General features: G+C 48.8%; 16 protein-coding genes and 1 tRNA gene. 9 read left to right on the forward strand and 8 right to left on the reverse strand.

Features of this window, described 5'->3' with window-relative positions; genetic code table 11:
- Positions 1 to 48: 48 nt before the first annotated feature.
- From BM265_RS01270 to BM265_RS01290, 5 genes are all read left to right on the forward strand, one after another.
- Positions 49 to 2,532, forward strand: coding sequence for a glycoside hydrolase family 94 protein (locus BM265_RS01270; protein WP_074959678.1), 2,484 nt, complete (start codon positions 49 to 51; stop codon positions 2,530 to 2,532).
- A 318-nt stretch (positions 2,533 to 2,850) separates the two neighbouring features.
- Positions 2,851 to 4,806, forward strand: coding sequence for a methionine--tRNA ligase (gene metG, locus BM265_RS01275; RefSeq protein WP_074959679.1), 1,956 nt, complete (start codon positions 2,851 to 2,853; stop codon positions 4,804 to 4,806).
- A complete protein-coding gene (locus BM265_RS01280) occupies positions 4,807 to 5,025 on the forward strand; it encodes a hypothetical protein (protein ID WP_074959680.1) in 219 nt (72 codons plus the stop codon).
- Between the two features lie 28 nt (positions 5,026 to 5,053).
- Positions 5,054 to 5,127, forward strand: a tRNA-Arg gene (locus tag BM265_RS01285).
- Between the two features lie 81 nt (positions 5,128 to 5,208).
- Positions 5,209 to 5,604, forward strand: coding sequence for a hypothetical protein (locus tag BM265_RS01290; RefSeq protein WP_074959681.1), 396 nt, complete (start codon positions 5,209 to 5,211; stop codon positions 5,602 to 5,604).
- A gap of 377 nt (positions 5,605 to 5,981) precedes the next feature.
- Here the strand turns inward: BM265_RS01290 and BM265_RS01295 are convergent, their stop codons facing one another.
- The 7 genes from BM265_RS01295 to gpr form a co-directional block, all read right to left on the reverse strand.
- Entirely contained in the window at positions 5,982 to 7,577 is a 1,596-nt protein-coding gene (locus BM265_RS01295) for a mannitol dehydrogenase family protein (protein WP_074959682.1), read from the reverse strand.
- Between the two features lie 10 nt (positions 7,578 to 7,587).
- Positions 7,588 to 8,595, reverse strand: a complete 1,008-nt coding sequence (locus BM265_RS01300; RefSeq protein WP_074959683.1) for a sugar kinase — start codon at positions 8,593 to 8,595, stop codon at positions 7,588 to 7,590.
- A gap of 4 nt (positions 8,596 to 8,599) precedes the next feature.
- The gene (locus tag BM265_RS01305; RefSeq protein ID WP_081358331.1) at positions 8,600 to 9,400 is read right to left on the reverse strand and encodes a bifunctional 4-hydroxy-2-oxoglutarate aldolase/2-dehydro-3-deoxy-phosphogluconate aldolase; all 801 of its coding nucleotides are present in this window, start codon (positions 9,398 to 9,400) and stop codon (positions 8,600 to 8,602) included.
- Between the two features lie 20 nt (positions 9,401 to 9,420).
- On the reverse strand, positions 9,421 to 9,879 hold the full coding sequence (locus BM265_RS01310; RefSeq protein ID WP_074959684.1) for a hypothetical protein: 459 nt from the start codon (positions 9,877 to 9,879) through the stop codon (positions 9,421 to 9,423).
- A gap of 9 nt (positions 9,880 to 9,888) precedes the next feature.
- On the reverse strand, positions 9,889 to 11,304 hold the full coding sequence (gene uxaC, locus BM265_RS01315) for a glucuronate isomerase (protein ID WP_074959685.1): 1,416 nt from the start codon (positions 11,302 to 11,304) through the stop codon (positions 9,889 to 9,891).
- A gap of 88 nt (positions 11,305 to 11,392) precedes the next feature.
- Entirely contained in the window at positions 11,393 to 12,466 is a 1,074-nt protein-coding gene (uxuA, locus tag BM265_RS01320) for a mannonate dehydratase (RefSeq protein WP_074959686.1), read from the reverse strand.
- Positions 12,467 to 13,048: 582 nt separating this feature from the next.
- Entirely contained in the window at positions 13,049 to 13,915 is an 867-nt protein-coding gene (gene gpr / locus BM265_RS01325; protein WP_074959687.1) for a GPR endopeptidase, read from the reverse strand.
- Positions 13,916 to 14,255: 340 nt separating this feature from the next.
- Here gpr and rpsT point away from each other — a divergent pair, with 340 nt between their 5' ends.
- The 4 genes from rpsT (at position 14,256) to BM265_RS01345 (ending at position 18,892) form a co-directional block, all read left to right on the forward strand.
- Positions 14,256 to 14,507, forward strand: a complete 252-nt coding sequence (gene rpsT / locus BM265_RS01330; RefSeq protein ID WP_074959688.1) for a 30S ribosomal protein S20 — start codon at positions 14,256 to 14,258, stop codon at positions 14,505 to 14,507.
- A 220-nt stretch (positions 14,508 to 14,727) separates the two neighbouring features.
- The gene (locus tag BM265_RS01335; RefSeq protein ID WP_074959689.1) at positions 14,728 to 15,183 is read left to right on the forward strand and encodes a MarR family winged helix-turn-helix transcriptional regulator; all 456 of its coding nucleotides are present in this window, start codon (positions 14,728 to 14,730) and stop codon (positions 15,181 to 15,183) included.
- Positions 15,180 to 16,961, forward strand: a complete 1,782-nt coding sequence (locus BM265_RS01340) for an ABC transporter ATP-binding protein (RefSeq protein WP_074959690.1) — start codon at positions 15,180 to 15,182, stop codon at positions 16,959 to 16,961. The genes BM265_RS01335 and BM265_RS01340 overlap by 4 nt, the downstream gene beginning before the upstream one ends.
- Positions 16,961 to 18,892 carry an ABC transporter ATP-binding protein gene (locus tag BM265_RS01345; RefSeq protein WP_074959691.1) on the forward strand — a complete coding sequence of 644 codons (1,932 nt, stop codon included), beginning with the start codon at positions 16,961 to 16,963 and terminating at the stop codon, positions 18,890 to 18,892. Before BM265_RS01340 ends, BM265_RS01345 begins: the two co-directional genes overlap by 1 nt.
- Before the next feature lie 163 nt (positions 18,893 to 19,055).
- On the opposite strand, the gene BM265_RS01350 is transcribed toward BM265_RS01345, so the two are convergent.
- Positions 19,056 to 20,264 carry a cation:proton antiporter gene (locus BM265_RS01350; protein WP_074959692.1) on the reverse strand — a complete coding sequence of 403 codons (1,209 nt, stop codon included), beginning with the start codon at positions 20,262 to 20,264 and terminating at the stop codon, positions 19,056 to 19,058.
- Positions 20,265 to 20,295: the final 31 nt, after the last annotated feature.

The following is a 20,295-nucleotide window of genomic DNA, read 5'->3' on the forward strand; positions in this document are numbered from 1 at the left end:
CATGGGGCGGTGACTTAGTATAAAAATAATGGAAAGGTGGAAAAACCAATGAAATTCGGAAAATTCGACGACGTGAACAAGGAATACGTCATCACCGAACCAAGAACTCCTTACCCTTGGATAAACTATCTGGGCTCTCAGGCGTTCTTCTCCCTCATATCCAACACAGCAGGCGGATACAGCTTCTACAAGGACGCAAGACTGAGAAGGATCACACGTTACCGTTACAACAACGTGCCGATCGATATGGGCGGCAGATATTTCTATATCAACGATAACGGTACTGTATGGAACCCCGGCTGGTCACCTGTAAAGACTGAACTTGATGCTTACACCTGCCGTCACGGTATGGGCTACACTATCATCAAGGGTGAAAAGAACGGTCTGGAGGCTGAGGTTACATTCTTCGTACCTAACAACTACAACGGTGAGGTACAGAAGGTCGTTCTGACCAACAAGAGCGGCGCTGAAAAGTCTTTCAAGCTGTTCTCTTTTGCAGAGTGGTGTCTGTGGGACGCTCAGGATGACTGCACAAACTTCCAGAGAAACTTCTCAACAGGCCGTGTAGAGGTAGACGGCTCTGTTATCTATCATAAGACCGAGTACAGAGACAGACGCGATCACTACGCTTTCTACTCTGTAAACGACAGCATCGACGGCTATGATACCGACCGTGATTCTTTCATCGGTCTGTACAACGGCTTCAATGATCCTCAGGCTGTAATGGCTGGCAAGGCAACAGATTCCTTCGCTGACGGCTGGTCGCCTATCGCTTCTCACTACAAGGAGATCACCCTTGCAGCAGGCGAGAGCAAGACCCTGATATTCGTTCTGGGTTATGTTGAGATGCCCGCAGATCAGAAGTTCGAGGCTGACGGCAAGACCATCAACAAGGTAAAGGCTAAGGCTATGATCGAGCAGTTCAACACTCCTGAAAAGGTTGACGCTGGTCTGGCAGAGCTGAAGGCTTCATGGGATGCTCTTCTCGGCATACTCAACGTTAATACTCCCGATGACAAGGTTGACCGTATGGTAAATATCTGGAACCAGTATCAGTGCATGGTTACATTCAACCTTTCACGTTCTGCTTCCTACTTTGAGTCAGGTATCGGCAGAGGCATGGGCTTCCGTGATTCCAACCAGGACGTTCTGGGCTTCGTTCACCAGATACCCGACAGAGCAAGAGAGCGTATCATCGATATCGCTTCTACTCAGCTTCCTGACGGCGGCTGCTATCACCAGTATCAGCCCCTCACCAAGAAGGGCAACTCCGATATCGGCGGCGACTTCTCCGATGACCCGCTGTGGATGATCCTCTCTGTTTCCGCATACATCAAGGAGACAGGCGACTGGGGCATCCTGGATGAGATGGTTCCTTACGATAACGATGAATCCAAGGCACAGCCTATGCTGGATCACCTGAAGGTTTCCTTCTATCACATTGTAAACAACCTTGGTCCTCACGGTCTGCCTCTCGCAATGCGTGCTGACTGGAACGACTGCATCAACCTGTCCTGCTACTCCGATACTCCCGGTGAGAGCTTCCAGACTTACACCAATCCCAAGTTCGCAGCTGAGGGCGGCTACTCCAAGGTAGCTGAGTCTGTAATGGTTGCAACTCTGTTCACATACGCAGGTCCTAACTACGTATCTATCCTCAAGCATCTGGGCAAGGACGACGAAGCTGCCGCAGCTCAGGCTGAGATCGACAAGATGAAGAAGTGCATTATGGAATCTGCATGGGACGGCAACTGGTTCCTCAGAGCTTATGACGCTAACGGCGAGAAGATGGGCTCCAAGGAGTGCGAAGAGGGTCAGATATTCATCGAGCCTCAGGGCTTCGCTATCATGTCCGAGATCGGTAAGGAGCAGGGCGCTGACAAGAAGACTCTTGCAGCTATCGATGAAAGACTCAACACCAAGTTCGGTCTGGTACTCAACAACCCCGCATTCTCCAAGTACTATATCCAGTACGGTGAGATCTCCACATATCCCGGCGGATACAAGGAGAACGCAGGTATCTTCACCCACAACAACGCATGGATAATCTGCGCTGCTGCTTACGCAGGTGAGGGTGATCAGGCATTCAAGTACTATTCCGAGATCGCTCCTGCTTTCACTGAGGAGACTTCTGATATCCACAAGACCGAGCCTTACGTATACGGTCAGATGATCGGCGGTAAGGACGCAGGTTCCGATATCGGCAGACCCGGCAAGAACTTCGGTCAGGGCAAGAACTCCTGGCTGACAGGTACAGCTGCTTGGAATATGGTAGCTATATCTCAGTACATCCTCGGTGTACAGCCTGACTTCGATGGTCTGAAGATCGATCCTTCCATCCCTTCGGCTTGGGACGGCTTCAACATCACCAGAAAGTTCCGCGGCAACACCTACAACATCACCGTTAAGAACCCCGATCACGTATGCAAGGGTATCAAGTCGGTAACTGTTGACGGTACTAAGATCAACGGCAACGTAATGCCTGTATTCGAGGCTGATACTACTCACGAAGTTGAAGTAGTAATGGGCTGATATACTTAGCTTAATCAAAAGAGCGGTCACGTACCGCTCTTTTTTGTTTGCCCCACCGCGGACGATATTCTGTCAGAAGTACCGTGTGACTTATTGGGGGAAAACCCCCTTTCCTAAAACTTCTAAAAGTCTTTGGAAAGGAGTCTGAGGGACAACCTTTCTTCAGAAAGGTTTCCCTCAGTGAACCACGCAGTACATTTGACAAAACATCGTCCGCGGTGGGGCAAAACAAACAGAGGATTCGGCAAAAAAGGCTTGCAATTGATTTTATAATGTGCTATAATAGTATAGTGACATTCTTGACAGGAGGTCTTTTTTATGGAGAAAGAGAAGTTTTATATAACAACAGCTATTGCGTATGCGTCCAAGAAGCCGCATATCGGCAACACTTACGAGGTAGTTTTCACTGATGCTATCGCTCGTTTCAAGAGGATGCAGGGCTATGATGTGTTCTTCCTTACAGGTACGGATGAGCATGGTATGAAGATAGAGGGTCTTGCTAAGGAAGAGGGTATCTCTCCCAAGGAGCACGTTGACAAGGTAGCAGGCGAGATAAAGGATATCTGCAAGTGCATGAATATCTCTTATGACGGCTTTATCAGGACTACCGACGAACAGCACGAAAAGGTAGTTCAGAAGATATTCAACAAGCTTTATGAGCAGGGCGATATCTACAAGGGTTCTTACGAGGGTATGTACTGCGTTCCCTGCGAGAGCTTCTGGACACAGTCACAGCTGGTTGACGGCAAATGTCCCGACTGCGGACGTGAAGTAAAGCCCGCACATGAGGAAGCATACTTCCTGAAGCTTTCCAAGTATCAGCAGTGGCTGGAAGACTATATCGAGACACACCCCGATTTCATCGTTCCCGAGAGCCGTAAGAAGGAGATGCTCAACAACTTTATCAAGCCCGGTCTTCAGGATCTCTGTGTTTCGAGAACTACTTTTACATGGTCGATACCTGTTACATTTGACCCCAAGCACGTTATCTATGTATGGATAGATGCGCTTTCAAACTACATCACAGCACTGGGCTATGACCCTGACGGAAGCAGCGAGCAGTTCAAGAAGTACTGGCCCTGCGACTGCCACGTTATCGGCAAGGATATAATGAGATTCCATTCTATCTACTGGCCTATCATGCTCCATGCGCTGGGTGTTGAGATACCCAAGAAGCTCTTCGGTCACAACTGGATACTCTTCGGTGAGGACAAGATGAGCAAATCCAAGGGCAATGTTATCTATGCCGATGAAGTTGTTGATACCTTCGGTGTTGACGGCGCAAGATACTATCTGCTGAGCGAGATGGGTCTTAACGGTGACGGTTCCATAACTTACGAATCTCTGATAGAGAGATACAATTCCGACCTGGCTAATACTCTGGGCAACCTGGTAAACAGAACTGTTGCCATGACCAAGAAGTATTTCGGCGGTGAGATACGTCAGCCAGAGGTCAAAGAGCCTGTTGATGACGAGCTTATCGCACTGGCAGAAGAAACTCCCAAAAAGGTGGCTGAACTTATCGACCAGTACCGTATGGCTGACGCTATGGAAGCTATCATGACACTGGCAAGACGTGCAAACAAGTACATCGATGAGACTGAGCCGTGGGTACTGGGCAAGGACGAAGCCAAGTTCGGCAGACTTTCCACAGTTCTCTACAACCTGCTTGAAACTATCAGATTCCTAGGCGTTATCCTTGAAGCATTCATGCCCGAGACCAGCGAGAAGATACTGGCTGAGGTTGGCACAGATGTCAAGGGCCTTGACAGCCTGACAAAGTTCGGCGGACTGAAAGCTGGCGGAAACGTAGGCGAGCCTGTTCCGCTGTTCGCAAGAATAGATGCTGCAAAGTTCATGGAAGAAGCTGAGGCTAAGATGGCTGCACAGGCAGCAGCTGCTGCGGCTGAAGAAGCTGCTGATGCATTTGAGCCTGTTCCTCTCTCCGAGCAGATAACCATTGAGGATTTCGCAAAGGTCGAGCTGAGAGTTGCAGAGGTCAAGGAATGTGAAAAGGTCAAGAAGTCCAAGAAGCTTCTTTGCTTGCAGCTTGATGACGGCTTCGGCGGCAGACAGGTAGTCAGCGGTATAGCTGCATGGTATAAGCCCGAAGACCTCATCGGCAAGAAAGTCATCATCGTGGCTAACCTGAAGCCTGTTACACTTTGCGGTGTTGAATCCAACGGCATGATCTGCGCGGCAGACGCTCCCGATGGTTCTGCAAGGGTTATTTTCCCCGACCAGACACTGCCTAACGGTGCTAAGCTGAGATAAATGGGCGGATTTTCGCTGATATTGGTGCTCTTTGTTTTGGGCGCAGCTGTGTTTGGTATCATACTGTTCGGTCTTGGCACATTTGCAGCCGGTCATTTTATCGGGAGATCCGAAAAGACCAGGAAACTGGGCACTGCACTCAGGATAGTCAGCTATTTTCTGCTGATACCCATATTTGCAATTGGGATAATAATATTCGTTACTGCAAAACTAAAATAATATCGGGGGCGATAACGCCCCTGAATATGCGTCCGTAGCTCAGCTGGATAGAGCGTCAGACTCCGACTCTGAAGGCCGCAGGTTCGACTCCTGTCGGGCGCACTAAAAATCAAAAGCGCTTAAATGCGGTATGCCGCAGATAGGCGCTTTCTTGCTATATTTCATCTTTGAAGGAGTGATCGTATGAACATAATTAAATATCCGAGCGAAGCCGATGTAAACGAAGCTATTGCCGAAAAAGAGCCCTTACTCGTTTTGATCTCTTTTGACGGTGGCACTATTATAGTAAGTCATATAGATGAAGCGATGGAACATCATATACTTCTTGCCAAGGCAGGTCATGAAAGCACTGATATTGACAAGTATTTCCGCATAGTGCTTGATGATGAGGGCGCAGACTGGACTTTTGTATGCCCGCCTGATTACAAAGGCATATCCGACAAGCAAAGGCGCATCACCGCATTTTACAAGGACGGTTTCGCTGTGATATCCGATGCCCTGTCACAGCTTGGTTTCATGGTGGGTATCAATATCCCCAAGAGATACCGCAGACATTTCGACTATATGATGACAGAATAAAAGGTGTGCCCCCGCGGACACACCTTATTTTTATTATCATAACGCCCTTGAAAGCCGATCTTCCTGCCTGAAAGTATTTTACTGCATTTTACTGTATTTTACTGCAACCCATTTGCAGCAAAATAAACCGCGTAATTTCGGGCTTTTTTGGCTGAAAATCGTTTTACTGCATTTACTGCACAGGTAGTACGAACACTTTAATAAATTATTTTTTCTATATATTGGAAATATACTGTGTTTTTTACGATTACTTCTCTATCCGTGCATTATATGCAGAATAATAAAAAACAGGGCTGAAACATAGCTTTTTCGGGCATTTAATTTACTGAAAAACTGTGTCAGTAAAATGCAGGATATTCAGTAAAATGTTTAGCACACTAAAACGCTGATTTCAGGGTCGCCCTTACTGCACCCTTGCCTGCCAGCATACTGTCGAGATAGGCTGTTATCTTGTCAGCAAGACCCGCTTTCACAAGGTCGGTGCCGAAGAGAGTGCTGTTCGTCAGGATACTGCGGACTTTATCCGCATCGCAGGTGCTTCCGTACCATTCGGGGCGGACGGTCTTCTGCATCTCTTCAAGCATGGGGTCGGCACTGAGGGGCATAGCTTCGCCCTTGTCGTCAATGCCTGTGAGGTATCTCAGCCATGCGGCTATCACAAGGGGTATCAGCGTCAGTTCACCCGAAGTTCCCTTTTCGGCATAGGCTTTGATAGTCTCGCCGAAGCGTATGGCAAGCTTCTGGCTGGTATCGGTGGCTATCCTCTGGGGAGTATCGGGCAGATTTCCGTTGGGCAGTCTCTCTTCAAGAACTTCCTTGAGAAAATCCTCGGGGCGGATGATGCCCGGGTCTACCACAACAGGCAAGCCTTCGCCGTAGCCCAGACGGTACACCAGTTCTCTCAGGTCAGCATCTTCCATCTCCTCGGCTATCTTCTTATGTCCCAGCAGACAGCCGAATACTGCCAGCGCAGTGTGCAGAGGGTTCAGGCAGGTCATGACCTTCATCTTCTCGGCACGGTCAACGGTCTCGCGGTCGGTGAGGTATACACCAGCCTTTTCAAGGGGCGGTCTGCCGTTGGGAAAATCGTCCTCTATCACCAGATACTGAGGCATCTCGGCGTTCACGAAAGGCGCTATGAAAGTGCCTCGGTCAGTCTGTACAGGCTGCATATCTTCGATGCCCATAGCGGTGAGTTCATCACATACACCGCTGTCAGGACGGGGAGTTATCTTGTCTATCATCGACCATGGGAAGCTTACCTTGCCGCTTTCGAGATAAGCGATGAAGTCCTCACCTGCCAGACCATTCTCAGCCCATGCCTTTGCTGTGAACATAACGCCCTCACGAAGCTTGTCACCGTTGCGGCTGCAATTATCCATGCTGACCAGTGCTATGGGCTTAGCACCCGCCCTGAACCTTGCATACAGCATAGCCGCGATCATTGACATGGCAGAATTCAGCTGACCCTCGGGACCCGCTTTGATATCATCTTTCACAAAGGGGAATACCTCGCCCTTCATATCCTTTACGGCATAGCCCTTTTCGGTTATGGTGAAAGATATCATCTGCAAAGAGTCGTTCTCAGCGTACTTTTTCAGCTGTGCAAAACCATCGCCCTTAGCACACAGCGCACCGCCTATACTGCCAATCACCCTCAGATATCTGTCACCCTGCGCCCTCAGACCCACCAGCAGTACAAGGTCATCAAAGGGGTCGTATATCTTCTCGATAGTCTCGGCATCAAAGCTGTCCACAGCGATGATACCGCTGTCAGCATCACCCGAATCAAGAAGTTCGTCCTGCAAGCAGGCTATGTATCCGCGGAAGATGTTTCCTGCGCCGAAGTGTATCCACCTCGGAGAATCCATGGTCTTCCGCTTTACAGCTTCAGTATCGTATGCGGGCATTTTAAAGCCTTTTTCAGCCCATGCCTGTTTGTTATTAACTATGCTTTCCGTTGATAGCTTCATGATTATCTCCTCATCTCTGTACCTGTGCCGAACCGCCGCCGAATGCCAGCGACTTTACTTCCTCCACACTCATGATATTGCAGTCGCCCTCCACCGAGAGTTTAAGACAGCTTGCAGCCGCCGCAAAGTCAACTGCGGACTGTGTATCCATGCCCTTGCCCAGAGCGTATATCAGCCCCGCAGAGAAGCTGTCACCGCCGCCAACGCGGTCAACTATCAGCGAACGGTATTCACGGCTGAAACAGTGCTTCTCGCCGTCGTACAACAGTGCCGCCCACTTGTTTTCATCCGATGAAAGAGTAGTTCTCAGGGTTATGGCTACTTTCTTGAAGCCGAAGCGCTCTTTCAGCTTTTCAGCCACCGCCTTGTAGGCATCGTAGTCGCTGTCATCGCGGGCGTTGGTGGGTATGCCGAAAAGTTCCTCAGCCTGATCTCTGCCGCCGATATAGATATCGGTGTATCCAAGTATCTCCGCCATGACCTTTCCAGCGGTGTCTTTATCCCACAGCTTACGGCGGAAGTTTATATCACAGCTGACAGTTATACCCAGCTTTTTCGCAATCTTTACAGCTTCAAGTGATGCCTTTGCACATTCTTGTGAAAGGGCGGGAGTTATTCCCGTTATGTGGAACCAGTCCGCACCAGCAAGCAGTCTTTCCCAGTCGTATTCCGAAGCCGATGCCGCCGCCAACGATGAACCTGCCCTGTCGTATATGACCTTTGAGGGACGCTGTGCCGCGCCTTTTTCAAGATAGTACATACCTATCCTGTCACCGCCCCTAAGCACGTCAGAGGTATCCACGCCGTACTGACGCAGGGTGTTTATCGCCGCCTGACCTATCTCGTGGTCGGGCAGTTTAGTCACGAATTTGGCATCATACCCGAACTGTGCAAGGGATATGGCAGTGTTTGCTTCACCGCCGCCGTATACGGCATCAAAGCTGTCTGCCTGCAAAAATCTTGCGTGTCCCGGGGGAGAAAGTCTCAGCAGTATCTCGCCGAAAGTCACAAACTTCATGACATCACCCCCGCACTATGCGCATACCCGCGCCCTCGATGCTAACAAGACCCTTTTCATCATAAACGGCTGTGCTTTCATCAAAGCTAACTCCGCGGTGTGACATATGATACACCGCTCTTTCGGGGCGCTTTGAAGCAAGAACGTTCACACCGTTATCTGCCTTTATAAAGCTGAGTGAGAGCATTTTCTCAACAGCCGCTTCGGTCTCTTTCCTGACCCATTCAAAGTCACCTGCCGCTATCTTTGCGCCGTTCACCATGAAGCTTCCGCCGCAGGCGATTATCTCAGGCGAATCCAGATATGCACCGATATTCTTCGTATTCAGTCCACCTGTGGGCATGAACTTTACTCCGCGGAAAGGTGCCGCCATAGCCTTTATCATGGCAAGCCCCCCCGCCTGTTCAGCAGGGAAGAACTTGACCTCTGTAAGCCCCATAGCCACAGCCTTTCCAACTTCGGTGGGTGTAGCGCACCCGGGAAGAACAGGTACTTTTCTTTCAAGGCAGAACTTTACCACAGCTTCATCAAAATTCGGTGAAACGATGAACTTCGCACCTGCCGCCAGTGCATCCTCAGCCTGCTGTACCGTCAGCACAGTGCCTGCACCTACTATCATTTCGGGACAAGCTTTGCACATCGCCGCAATAGCATCCTTTGCCGCCGCCGTCCTGAAAGTCACCTCAGCCGCAGGAAGACCGCCCTCGCACAGTGCCTTTGCCAGCGTCACGGCTTTGCCGGCATCCTCTATCACCACCACAGGGATTATGCCTATCTTACTCAGTTCTTCAACTATCTTATCCATTGTCTGTTACCTCTATATCATCAGAGTTTTATTTCTCCTGCTATTATCTTTGCTATGAAGTCCTCAAAGCTGTCTGCCACAGTTTCCGCTTCCTCGAACTCAGGCTCGCAGCCGTACACTACTTTGCCGCTCTCCGTGTTTATGGCGTAGTATGAATATCCGTCCTTCACCGACTGCACAACAGGTATATGCCTGTCCCAGAATTCGGTAACTGCACTGTCGCCGTCACACCATTCAAGGCTCATAAGCTCAAATTCGTTCCACCGAAAGCCGTTCTCTTGTTTGCGAAAGTCCCACGGGGTCACGAACCACACCGTTGCATCATTATTCTCACAGACCTCCAGAGGTCTGATGAACTGCAACCAGTTTTCGGGGATAGCGTATCTTTCCGTTATGAAGTCGGGAAAGTCATTGCTGTCCTTTGCAGGGAATATGTTCCAGCCGTTCTTCTTTGCCCATTCCTTGAATCCATTCAGCATACAGCCACCTCATTCAACGCCAAAAAACTTCACCGCATTTTCGTAGCTGACTTTTCTGACTATGTCCCCAAGGATATCTTCATCGAAGTAAAGCTCGCCGTCAGCACACAGCCTGCCTATAAATGCGCAGAGTATCCGCCTGAAATATTCGTGCCTTGTGTAGGAGAGCATACAGCGGGAATCCGTCAGCATACCGATGAAATTGCCCAGCACGCCCTGTTCGCACAAGCTCCGCAGATGCTCTTTCATGCCGCCCATATTGTCATTGAACCACCATGCCGCACCGTGCTGTACCTTGCCGCACACGCCCTCATCGTTGAAGCACTTAGCCAGCACATCAAGGGCTGTGTTCATGGAGGGGTCAAGGCTGTAAAGCACTGTCTTTGGCAGACTGTCAGTCTTGTCAAGCTCGTTGAGGAAAGCCGCAAGGCTCTCTATGGGGGCATCGCTGTGTATGCGGTCGAATCCCGTATCTCTGCCGATGGCTTCAAACATACGGCTGTTGGTATTTCTCGCAACCCCGAAATGCAGCTGCATCACCCAGCCGTGACGGCGGTACTCTCTGCCCAGAAACAGCATGACTTCGGTAATAAATCCCAGCCTTTCTTCCTCACTGACAGCTTCACCGCCCATACCTTTATTAAAGATGCGCTCGCATTCCTTCGCAATTGTTGGTATGCAGGGGAACATCACCGTACTCTGGTCACTGCTTCGGCAGCCCATCTCAGCGAAGTAGTCTATACGCTGTGAAAGCGCCTTTTTAAGGCTTTCAAAGCTGTCTATCCCAACACCCGAAGCTTCACCCAGATTACGTACATAGTCAGCAAAGCCCTTGTCCTCTATAAGCAGTATCTTGTCAGGTCGGAATGTGGGTATCACCCTGCACCCGAGTCCCTTGTCCTCAGCTATGACCTTATGCCAGTGCAGGTCGTCGCATGGGTCATCGGTGGTGCCTATTACTTTTACTTTCGACATACCTATTATCTTCTTGGCTGAAAGCTCACCGCTTTTCAGCTTAGCGTTGCAGATATCATATATCTCGTCCGCATTCTTCTCGCATATGGGAAGATCACAGCCGAAATACCTCTGCAATTCCAGATGGCTCCAGTGATACAGCGGGCTTCCTACCGCCTGTGAGAGCGTCCTGCACCACAGCCTGAAACGCTCACGGCTGTCCTCTTTGCCTGTTATGTACTTCTCAGCTATACCGCACTGACGCATCAGCCGCCACTTGTAATGGTCGCCCCCCAGCCAGAGTTCGGTGATACTGTCGTAATTCCTGTCCTCGGCGATATCCTTCGGGTCGATATGGCAGTGGTAGTCGATTATAGGCATATCCTCTGCATATTTATGGAAAAGTATCTGCGCTTCTTCCGTGTCTAGCAGAAAATCCTTGTCCATAAAGGGTCGTCTTGTGTTATCCATATTTTACCTTTCTGTAACTGTAAAAACAGTGACATTCACTATGTCAAGGGTGTCCCCCATTTCTGCGGAACACCCGTTAGTCTTTTTATCAGCTCTGCTGACCTTTCAGCTTGTCCAGCATATCCCATACACCCAGTATGTACATGATGCCCAGAGCCCTGTCATACAAACCGTAGCCAGGTCGGCATTTTTCGTTCCAAATGTGTCTGCCGTGGTCTGGGCGGATATAGCCGTCAAAACCGCCGTCATGGTAGGCTTTGATGATATCCAGTATGCCAACATCACCGTCACAGTCGCGGTGGGAAGTCTCGCTGAAATCGCCGTTATCAAAGTGCTTGACGTTGCGTATGTGGGCAAAGGCTATCCTGTCACAGTGCTTTCTCACTATATCAGCCACATTGTTCTCGGGATTAGAACCAAGAGAACCCGAGCAAAGCGTCAGGCAGTTATATGGGTCATCTACCATGGTCAGAAAACGCTCCACCGCTGCTTCATCTGTCAGCAGGCGTGGCAGCCCGAAGATATCCCAGGGCGGGTCATCGGGGTGTATAGCCATTTTGATATCGCACTCGTGGCAAACAGGCATCAGCTCTTCAAGGAAGTATTTCAGGTTCTCCCAGAGCTTTTCCTTGTCAACGTCCTTGTAAAGGGCAAAAAGCTCTTTCAGATTTGCCAGCCTTTCAGGCTCCCAGCCGGGCATGGTGTAGCCCTTTGTCTCTTTGAGGATATATGCCGCCATCTCCTCGGGATCCTGCTTTATCTTACTTTTTTCATAATAAAGCGCAGTTGAACCATCAGGCAGAGGGTGAAAAAGATCTGTCCTCGTCCAGTCAAAAACAGGCATAAAGTTGTAGCAGACAACCTTTACACCGAACTCGCTGAGATTGCGGAGCGTCTGCTTGTAGTTTTCTATGTAGAGCTCGCGGTTCGCACCCGCAGTCTTTATATCATCGTGTACGTTTACCGATTCCACAACGCTCATGCCGAAGCCGTACTTGTCCAGCTCGTCTTTGACAGCCTGTATCTCGGACTTTTCCCAGACTTCACCCGGCTGCTTTTCGTGCAGCGCCCAGACTATCTCACTGACACCCGGTATCTGACGTATCTGCGAGAGCGTGATACTGTCATTTCCCGTGCCGTACCAGCGGAATGACATTTTCATGTGCTTGCCTCCTGTCATTAAATAATTCAACTATATTATACTACTCCGCCCATGTGAATACAAGTAAAGATTAGCTATCCCGACAGCCGTTCCGACAACGTTTAAGTACCTGCTTTTGCGGAATTTTACGAGGATACAGACGCTCTCAAAAGCTTACCGATTATTGCGGTTTTCAGAATGAACAAAAAAGTGAAACTAAGCGATCCTGCGTAAACTGCCAAAGAGACAAAGCGCGCGGTCAAGCCTCGCGCTAGCAGGCTTGCGGGAGTTTGAGGGCAGAGCCCTCAATCACCAAGGCACAAAACTAAAATACATAGCAAACAATAAAAGAGCAGCAAACTACCCGCCCTATCAAAAAGGCGCGGCAATACCAAATATTCCGAGCGTATGCGATCGTATGCCACCGCACATACTATGTGCGTAAATTATTGCCGCGCCCGTCATCGGACAGCGACAGCGAATCCGATGACTCGACCCGAGGAACGAGGGGCGAAAACAAGCAAACCAGCGTACACAGCAAATATCCGACTACCCCACCCCAGATTTAACTTAGCATACAATGAGTATCCCAATAAAAACCGACTATAAGCTCCTCAACTCCTCCAGCGTCATATTCTTCTGAAAAGCCAGATTTATCCCCTCAGCGATATATCCCGCCGCCGATTCCACCAGCTTGTCAATGCTTCCCGGGGTGACGGTCATTCGCTCGCTGCCCTCAGGGGCGGGTCTGCCGAATATCATCTCGGCGGCAGATGCAAGGTCTACCACCATTGGCACGCCGATGGCTATGCAGGTCACACCAAGGGTGGCGCGTGAAAGCTCTTTGCGGGAGTTTTCAACTCCACTGCCGGGGGATATGCCCGTGTCGCAAAGCTGTATCGTCCGCCCGAGATGGTCAAGCTCCCAGCAGGCAAGAGCATCAACAGCTATCACAAGGTCAGGGCGGACAGCTTCGCACAAAGCTTTGATCTGCTCGGTAGATTCTATCCCCGTCTGCCCCAGAACTCCTGTTTCGATAGCCGATACCTCGGTGAGTTCGTCGGTGTCCAGCTCGTGGGCAAGACGCTTTATGTGTCGGGTGGCGAATATCCTGTCCACCGTAAGAGGTCCCAGCGCATCAGCGGTAAGATGTCGGTTGCCAAGACCTGTCACAAGTATGCGCTCGCATCCGACCGCAAGGCTTCGCAGAGTTTCGGCTATGGTCTGTATACGGTCGTCGCGGCAGGTACAGTAGTTTTCAAAGGTGCTGTCCATCGCTTTTAGCGTGATATACCGCCCTTTCGGACGGCAAAGCTCTCTGGCGGCAGCAGAGGTCTCTATCGTGATGTCTGCGATCTCAAGCTGAGATCCCGACAGGATATCTATCTTGCGGCTTACGCCCTCAATATCGCGGCTGAGCGACAGCCTGCGTGCAGCCTCAACCGCCAGATCAGTGCGTGGATCTTTCATTTCAATACCTTCTTTCTGATGCTGTAAATAATAATTTATCATACGTACTGCGGGTTTTACTGGGGAAAACCTTTCTGAAGAAAGGTTTTCCCCAGTAAAACCCACAGTATGTATGATAAAATTATCGTATGTAGCATCACACAGGGGTGGATTTAAACAATATGTACAAATAAAGTTCCGAAAATTTGCGGAATTTTTTTTGAAAACCCCTTGCAATTGGGAGAAAAATGTGTTAAACTATTTTAGTAAGCTTGCCAAATCTGTTATCCGCATTTCCTCTCAGTCTGCGGATAGCTTATCCTGATAAGCGAGATTTTATACATTGAGGGAGGTGTCCATAATGCCTAACATTAAGTCTGCAAAGAAGAGAGTTAAGGTCATCGAGAAGAAGACCATGAGAAACAAGGCTATCAAGTCCGATCTTAAGACTGCTCTGAAGAAGGCTGATGCTGCTGTTGCTAACAATGCTGCTGATAAGGAGCAGGTAGTTAGAACCGCTATCAAGAAGGTCGATATGGCTTGCACAAAGGGTATTCTGCACAAGAATAACGCTGCAAGAAAGAAGTCTCAGCTTGCTAAGAAGCTCGGCTAAGATCGTTTTTAATAACGGATATGACCCGACACGTATGTGTCGGGTCTTTTTGTGCCATGCGCGTTTTGCTGAATATGCACGGAGTTATTACTTTAGTTATGCGCGTTTTGTATGAAAATAATTTGTTCATAAAATAGCTGTATAAATCATGACAAAATAGCAGTATAATTAAATAGCAGGCTGATAGTTAGCAAGCTAATCATAAGGGGGCGAATAATTAGTGAAAGAAGAAATTCAGAAAGAAGTCCTCAAAACTTCCAAGTATGTTCACCAGAAGATAGGTAACATAATCAATTCAGAGCTCGCCCATAACGATATAACCGCAGCCCAGAGCTATGTGCTGATGTTTATAATGTGTCATGAGCCGCCTGTTTATCCCTCGGATATACAGCGGGAGATGAATATAGCGGGTGCGACGGTATCGGGGCTGGTCAAAAAGCTGAGGGCTAAAGGCTATCTGACAATGGAAGGCTGCGACACCGATGAACGCAGGCGAGGTCTGATAGCTACCGAAAAGGCTGCCATGCACAAAGCCGAGATAGAAAACTGCATGGTCAGTATCGAAGGCAGAGCTTTCAAGGGTTTTGAGGAAGAAGAGCTTGAAACTCTTAACCGTCTGCTGTCGCGGATGGCAGATAATCTAAAAGACGCTGAAAAGGAGGGGCAGGATAAATGAAGAAGATCCTAGCTCAGATAAAGCAGTATAAAAAGGATACTATCCTCACACCTTTTTATGCCATGCTTGAAGTCGTTATGGAAGTGCTTCTACCCTACATAACGGCGAAGATAATAGATGAGGGTATAGAAAAGAGCGACATGAAGGCTGTCGCATTATTCGGCGGCGCGATGCTGGCTGCGGCTATTGTCAGCCTGTTGGCAGGCATGATGTCGGGTGTACACGGTGCAAGGGCATCTACGGGATTCGCCTGTAATCTCAGGGAGGAGATCTACCGCAAGATACAGACCTTCTCCTTTGCAAATATCGACAAGTTCTCCACTGCGGGTCTTGTTACCAGAATGACCACAGATGTCACCAATATACAGAACGCTTTCCAGATGTGCATACGCATCGCGGTAAGAGCGCCTTTCATGCTGATAAGCAGTCTTGTGATGAGCTTTATCGTAAGCCCGAAGATGAGCAGTCTGTTCCTGATAGTACTGCTGTTCCTGGCAATTGCTCTCGGCTCTGTTGTGGCTTTTGCCATGAAGACATTCAGCGCGGCTTTCCAGAAGTACGATGAACTCAACGCAAAGGTACAGGAAAATGTTTCCGCTATAAGAGTTGTAAAGGCTTATGTACGTGAGGATTACGAAAAGGATAAGTTCCGCAAGGCATCGGGTAACCTTTATAATATGTTCGTCAAGGCTGAGAGCATCGTAGCCCTCAACAACCCATTCATGATGCTGGTAAGCTACTCCGCGATCATCGCTATAAGCTGGTTCGGCGCACATATGGTAGTTGGCGGAAGCCTTACCACAGGTGAACTCACCAGCCTGTTCTCGTATATATTCAGCGCATTTATCTCGCTGATGATACTCTCATTCATATTCGTTATGATCTCCATGTCAACTGCCAGCATAAAGCGTATCAGCGAAGTTCTGGACGAAGAGCCCGATCTTTCCGACAAGGCTGACACCATCAAGGAGATGAAGGACGGTTCCATCGATTTCGAGCACGTTGATTTCGCATACTTCAAGGGTGAGAACAAGGAAGTCCTTCACGATATCGACCTGCATATCAAGTCAGGCGAGACCATAGGCATCATCGGACCTACAGGTTCGGGCAAGACCTCTCTTGTTAACCTTATCAGCAGACTTTACGATGTTACTTCGGGTGCTGTAAAAGTGGGCGGTGTTGATGTAAGGGATTACGATATGGAATTCCTGAGAGATAATGTTTCCGTGGTACTCCAGAAGAACGTGCTGTTCTCGGGCACTATCATCGAAAACCTCCGCTGGGGCAATGAGAATGCTACCGAAGAGGAGTGCATAGAAGCCTGCAAGTCGGCTTGTGCAGACGAATTCATCGAGCGTATGCCCGATAAGTATAACTCACATATCGAGCGCGGCGGCGCTAACGTATCAGGCGGACAGAAGCAGAGGCTCTGTATAGCAAGAGCCCTGATGAAGAGCCCCAAGGTGCTTATCCTCGATGATTCCACCAGTGCAGTTGATACTGCTACCGATGCAAAGATAAAACAGGCTTTCGCCGAGAGAATACCCGGCACTACAAAGATAATTATAGCACAGCGTATATCCAGCGTTGAAAAGGCTGACAGGATACTTGTTATCGAAGAAGGCAGGATAACAGGTATCGGCACTCACGAGGAACTGCTGAAGACCAGCGAGACCTACGCTGATATCTACAGTTCACAGGTGGGCGGCGGAGGAGACTTCGACAGACCCGAGAACGCTCAGGGCAAAACAGTCAGCACAGGAAAGGAGGGAGAGTAATGCCGAAATTCGATAAGACCGCACCACGTCCGCAGATGAGCAAGGACACATTCAAGGTGCTGGGCAGAGTTATCAAGTTCATGTTCAGGGATTACAAGATACACTTCTTTATCGTAGTTGTGTGCATTATCGTGCAGGCTATTGCCACACTTGTCGGTATGACCTACATGAAAACTCTGATAGATGATTACATCTCTCCCATGCTGAAAGCAAAAACAGCCGCTGAGGAAGCAGGAAAAGCCTACATCGCTGATTATTCAGGCCTTGCGGCATCCCTTGGCAAGCTTGCAGCTCTCTATGTTGTGGGACTCATATGCTCCTATGCGTACAACAGGATAATGGTAAACGTAGGTCAGGGCACTCTGCGTAATTTCAGAAATGAGCTTTTCGATAACATGGAAAGCCTGCCCATCAAGTATTTTGATACTCACGCCCACGGCGATATAATGTCTGTTTATACAAATGACGTTGATACTCTCCGTCAGTTCATCGGACAGAGCATACCACAGCTGATAAACTCGACCGTATCATTTGTATCCACTCTCACAGCGATGATAGTGCTGAATATCCCGCTGACGCTTCTCTCCATATTCATGGCTTTCGTAATGATGATAACTACCAAGAATATCTCCATGAAGTCTGGCAAATACTTCGGCGCACAGCAGAAAGACCTTGGTGAGGTCAACGGTTTCATCGAGGAAATGCTGGACGGTCAGAAGGTCGTAAAGGTATTCTGCCACGAGGAAAAAGCCAAAGAGGACTTTGGCAAGCTCAACGACAGACTGCGTGACAGCGCATTCAACGCAAACAAGTTCGCAAATATCCTCATGCCTATCAATGCAAATATAGGCAACCTCAGCTATGTTCTCTCTGCACTTGTAGGTGCGTTCATGCTGATAAAAGGCTGGGGCGGAGTAGAACTGGGTACTATCGCAACTTTCCTTAGTCTGAACAAGAGCTTCACAATGCCTATCACCCAGATAAGCCAGCAGATGACCTTTGTAATAATGGCATCCGCAGGCGCAGGCAGAGTTATGGATCTGCTTGACCAGACACCTGAGAAAGATGAGGGCTATGTTGAGTTCGTCAATGCAAAATTCGACAGCAACGGCGATCTCAAGGAATGTGCAGAGCGCACAGGCACATGGGCATGGAAGCACCCTCACAAGGAAGACGGCACTGTTACCTACACCCAGATGAAGGGTGAGATCGTTTTCGATGGTGTGGATTTCGGCTACAACGATGACAAGATAGTTCTCCATGATGTAAAACTGTTTGCCAAGCCGGGTCAGAAGATAGCCTTTGTAGGTTCAACAGGTGCAGGCAAGACCACCATCACCAACCTTATAAACCGTTTCTACGATATCCAGGACGGTAAGATAAGGTATGACGGCATAAATATCTCCAAGATCAAAAAGCCCGCACTGAGAAAAACTCTCGGCATAGTTCTGCAGGATACACACCTGTTCACAGGTACTGTAATGGATAATATCCGCTACGGAAATCTCGATGCTACCGATGAAGAATGTATCGCGGCGGCCAGGCTTGCAAATGCTTCGGGCTTTATCGAGAAGCTTGAGCACGGCTACGATACAGTATTAAAGGGTGACGGCGGAAACCTCAGCCAGGGACAGAGACAGCTTCTTGCCATAGCAAGAGCCGCAGTCGGCGACCCGCCTGTGCTTATCCTCGATGAGGCGACTTCCTCCATCGATACCCGCACAGAAAAGCTGGTCCAGACAGGTATGGACGCTCTCATGCACGGAAGAACTACTTTCGTTATTGCCCACAGACTTTCAACAGTCAAGAATTCCGACTGTATAATGGTTCTTGAACAGGGCAGGATAATCGAGCGCGGCACACACGATGAACTGCTTGAAAAGAAAGGCAAGTACTTCCAGCTCTACACAGGAAGCTTCGCAGAAAACTGATATTATAGTAAACGACATTGAAATTGCTGCTTTGCGAACTTCGCAAAAGCATAGATCGAACTTTTACTCGTTCTCAAAGTTCACTTTCTAATGTCGTTAACTATATAAACAAAAAGCGCAGTATGTTGTTGATAACATACTGCGCTTTCTATATTGGAGATGTTTACTTCGCATCGGCTGTGACCGGTGCGTCTTTGGTGCTGTCAGGTGATTTTGCGTAAAGGTATTTCAGGAATATGGGAGTTACAATACTGCTTACGATTATAAGCAGTATAACGGCAGTTGAGTAATCCGCAGGGATAACGCCCATGCTGAGACCTTTGTTTGTGATGATGAGGGCGACCTCGCCGCGGGTCATCATGCCCGCACCTATCTTGATGCAGTCAATGGTCTTGAACTTGAAGCACTTTGCGGCAAGTCCGCAGCCTACAAGCTTTGAAAGCATTGCCACTGCCACAAATGCCAGTGAGAACAGTATTATCTCGCTGTTGATGCCGTCAAAGTTGGTTTTAAGACCGATGCAAACAAAGAATATCGGGGCGAAGAACATATATCCGTTGACGCTTACCTTACGGTCGATATAATCCGCATCACGGACGTTGCAGAGGATTATGCCTGCGATGTACGCGCCTGTGATATCGGCAATGCCGAAGAATTCCTCAGCCACATAAGCCAGTATAAAGCAAAGGCTTAGTGCGATTATGGGGATACGCCTTGTATGGGGATATTTTTCGTCCCAGACCTTGAATACCTTGTATATCAGTATGCCGAGAACAACGGACGCTGCAAGGAATCCTACAACTTTCAGCGAAACTACGCTTATCTTGCTTGATGGGTCTTTCAGGCTGAGTACGAAAGTGAGTACCACTATGCCGATGATATCATCTATTATGGCGGCGGAAAGTATGGTCTGTCCCACGCGACCTTTAAGTACGCCCATCTCTTTAAGGGCTTCCACCGTTATGCCCACAGATGTTGCCGTCATTATACAGCCGATAAACAGCGCTTTGAAGAAATTCTCACTGCCGAAGCCGTCAAATCCGTAGAAAGCAGTATACAGTGCCGCACCGCACACCAGCGGTACAAAAACGCCCACACAGGCTAGTATACAGGCGATAAATCCCGATTTTTTCAGCTCCTGTAAATTGGTTTCCAGTCCTGCCGAGAACATTATCAGTATAACACCGATCTCTGAGAAAATGCTCAGATTATCCGATGGCTGTAGAATGTTTAGCACGCACGGACCGATTATCACACCTGCGATTATCTCGCCGACTACCATAGGCGCCTTGATCTTCCTTGCCAGCAGCCCCATGAATTTCGCACTCATCATTATTATGGCGAGATCCATAAGAATTTCGTATGCTTTCAAATCATTACCCCCTATAAAGCGCAAATATTCT

This window comes from Hominimerdicola alba (assembly GCF_900112155.1).
Classification (GTDB): Bacteria; Bacillota; Clostridia; order Oscillospirales; family Ruminococcaceae; genus Hominimerdicola; species Hominimerdicola alba_D.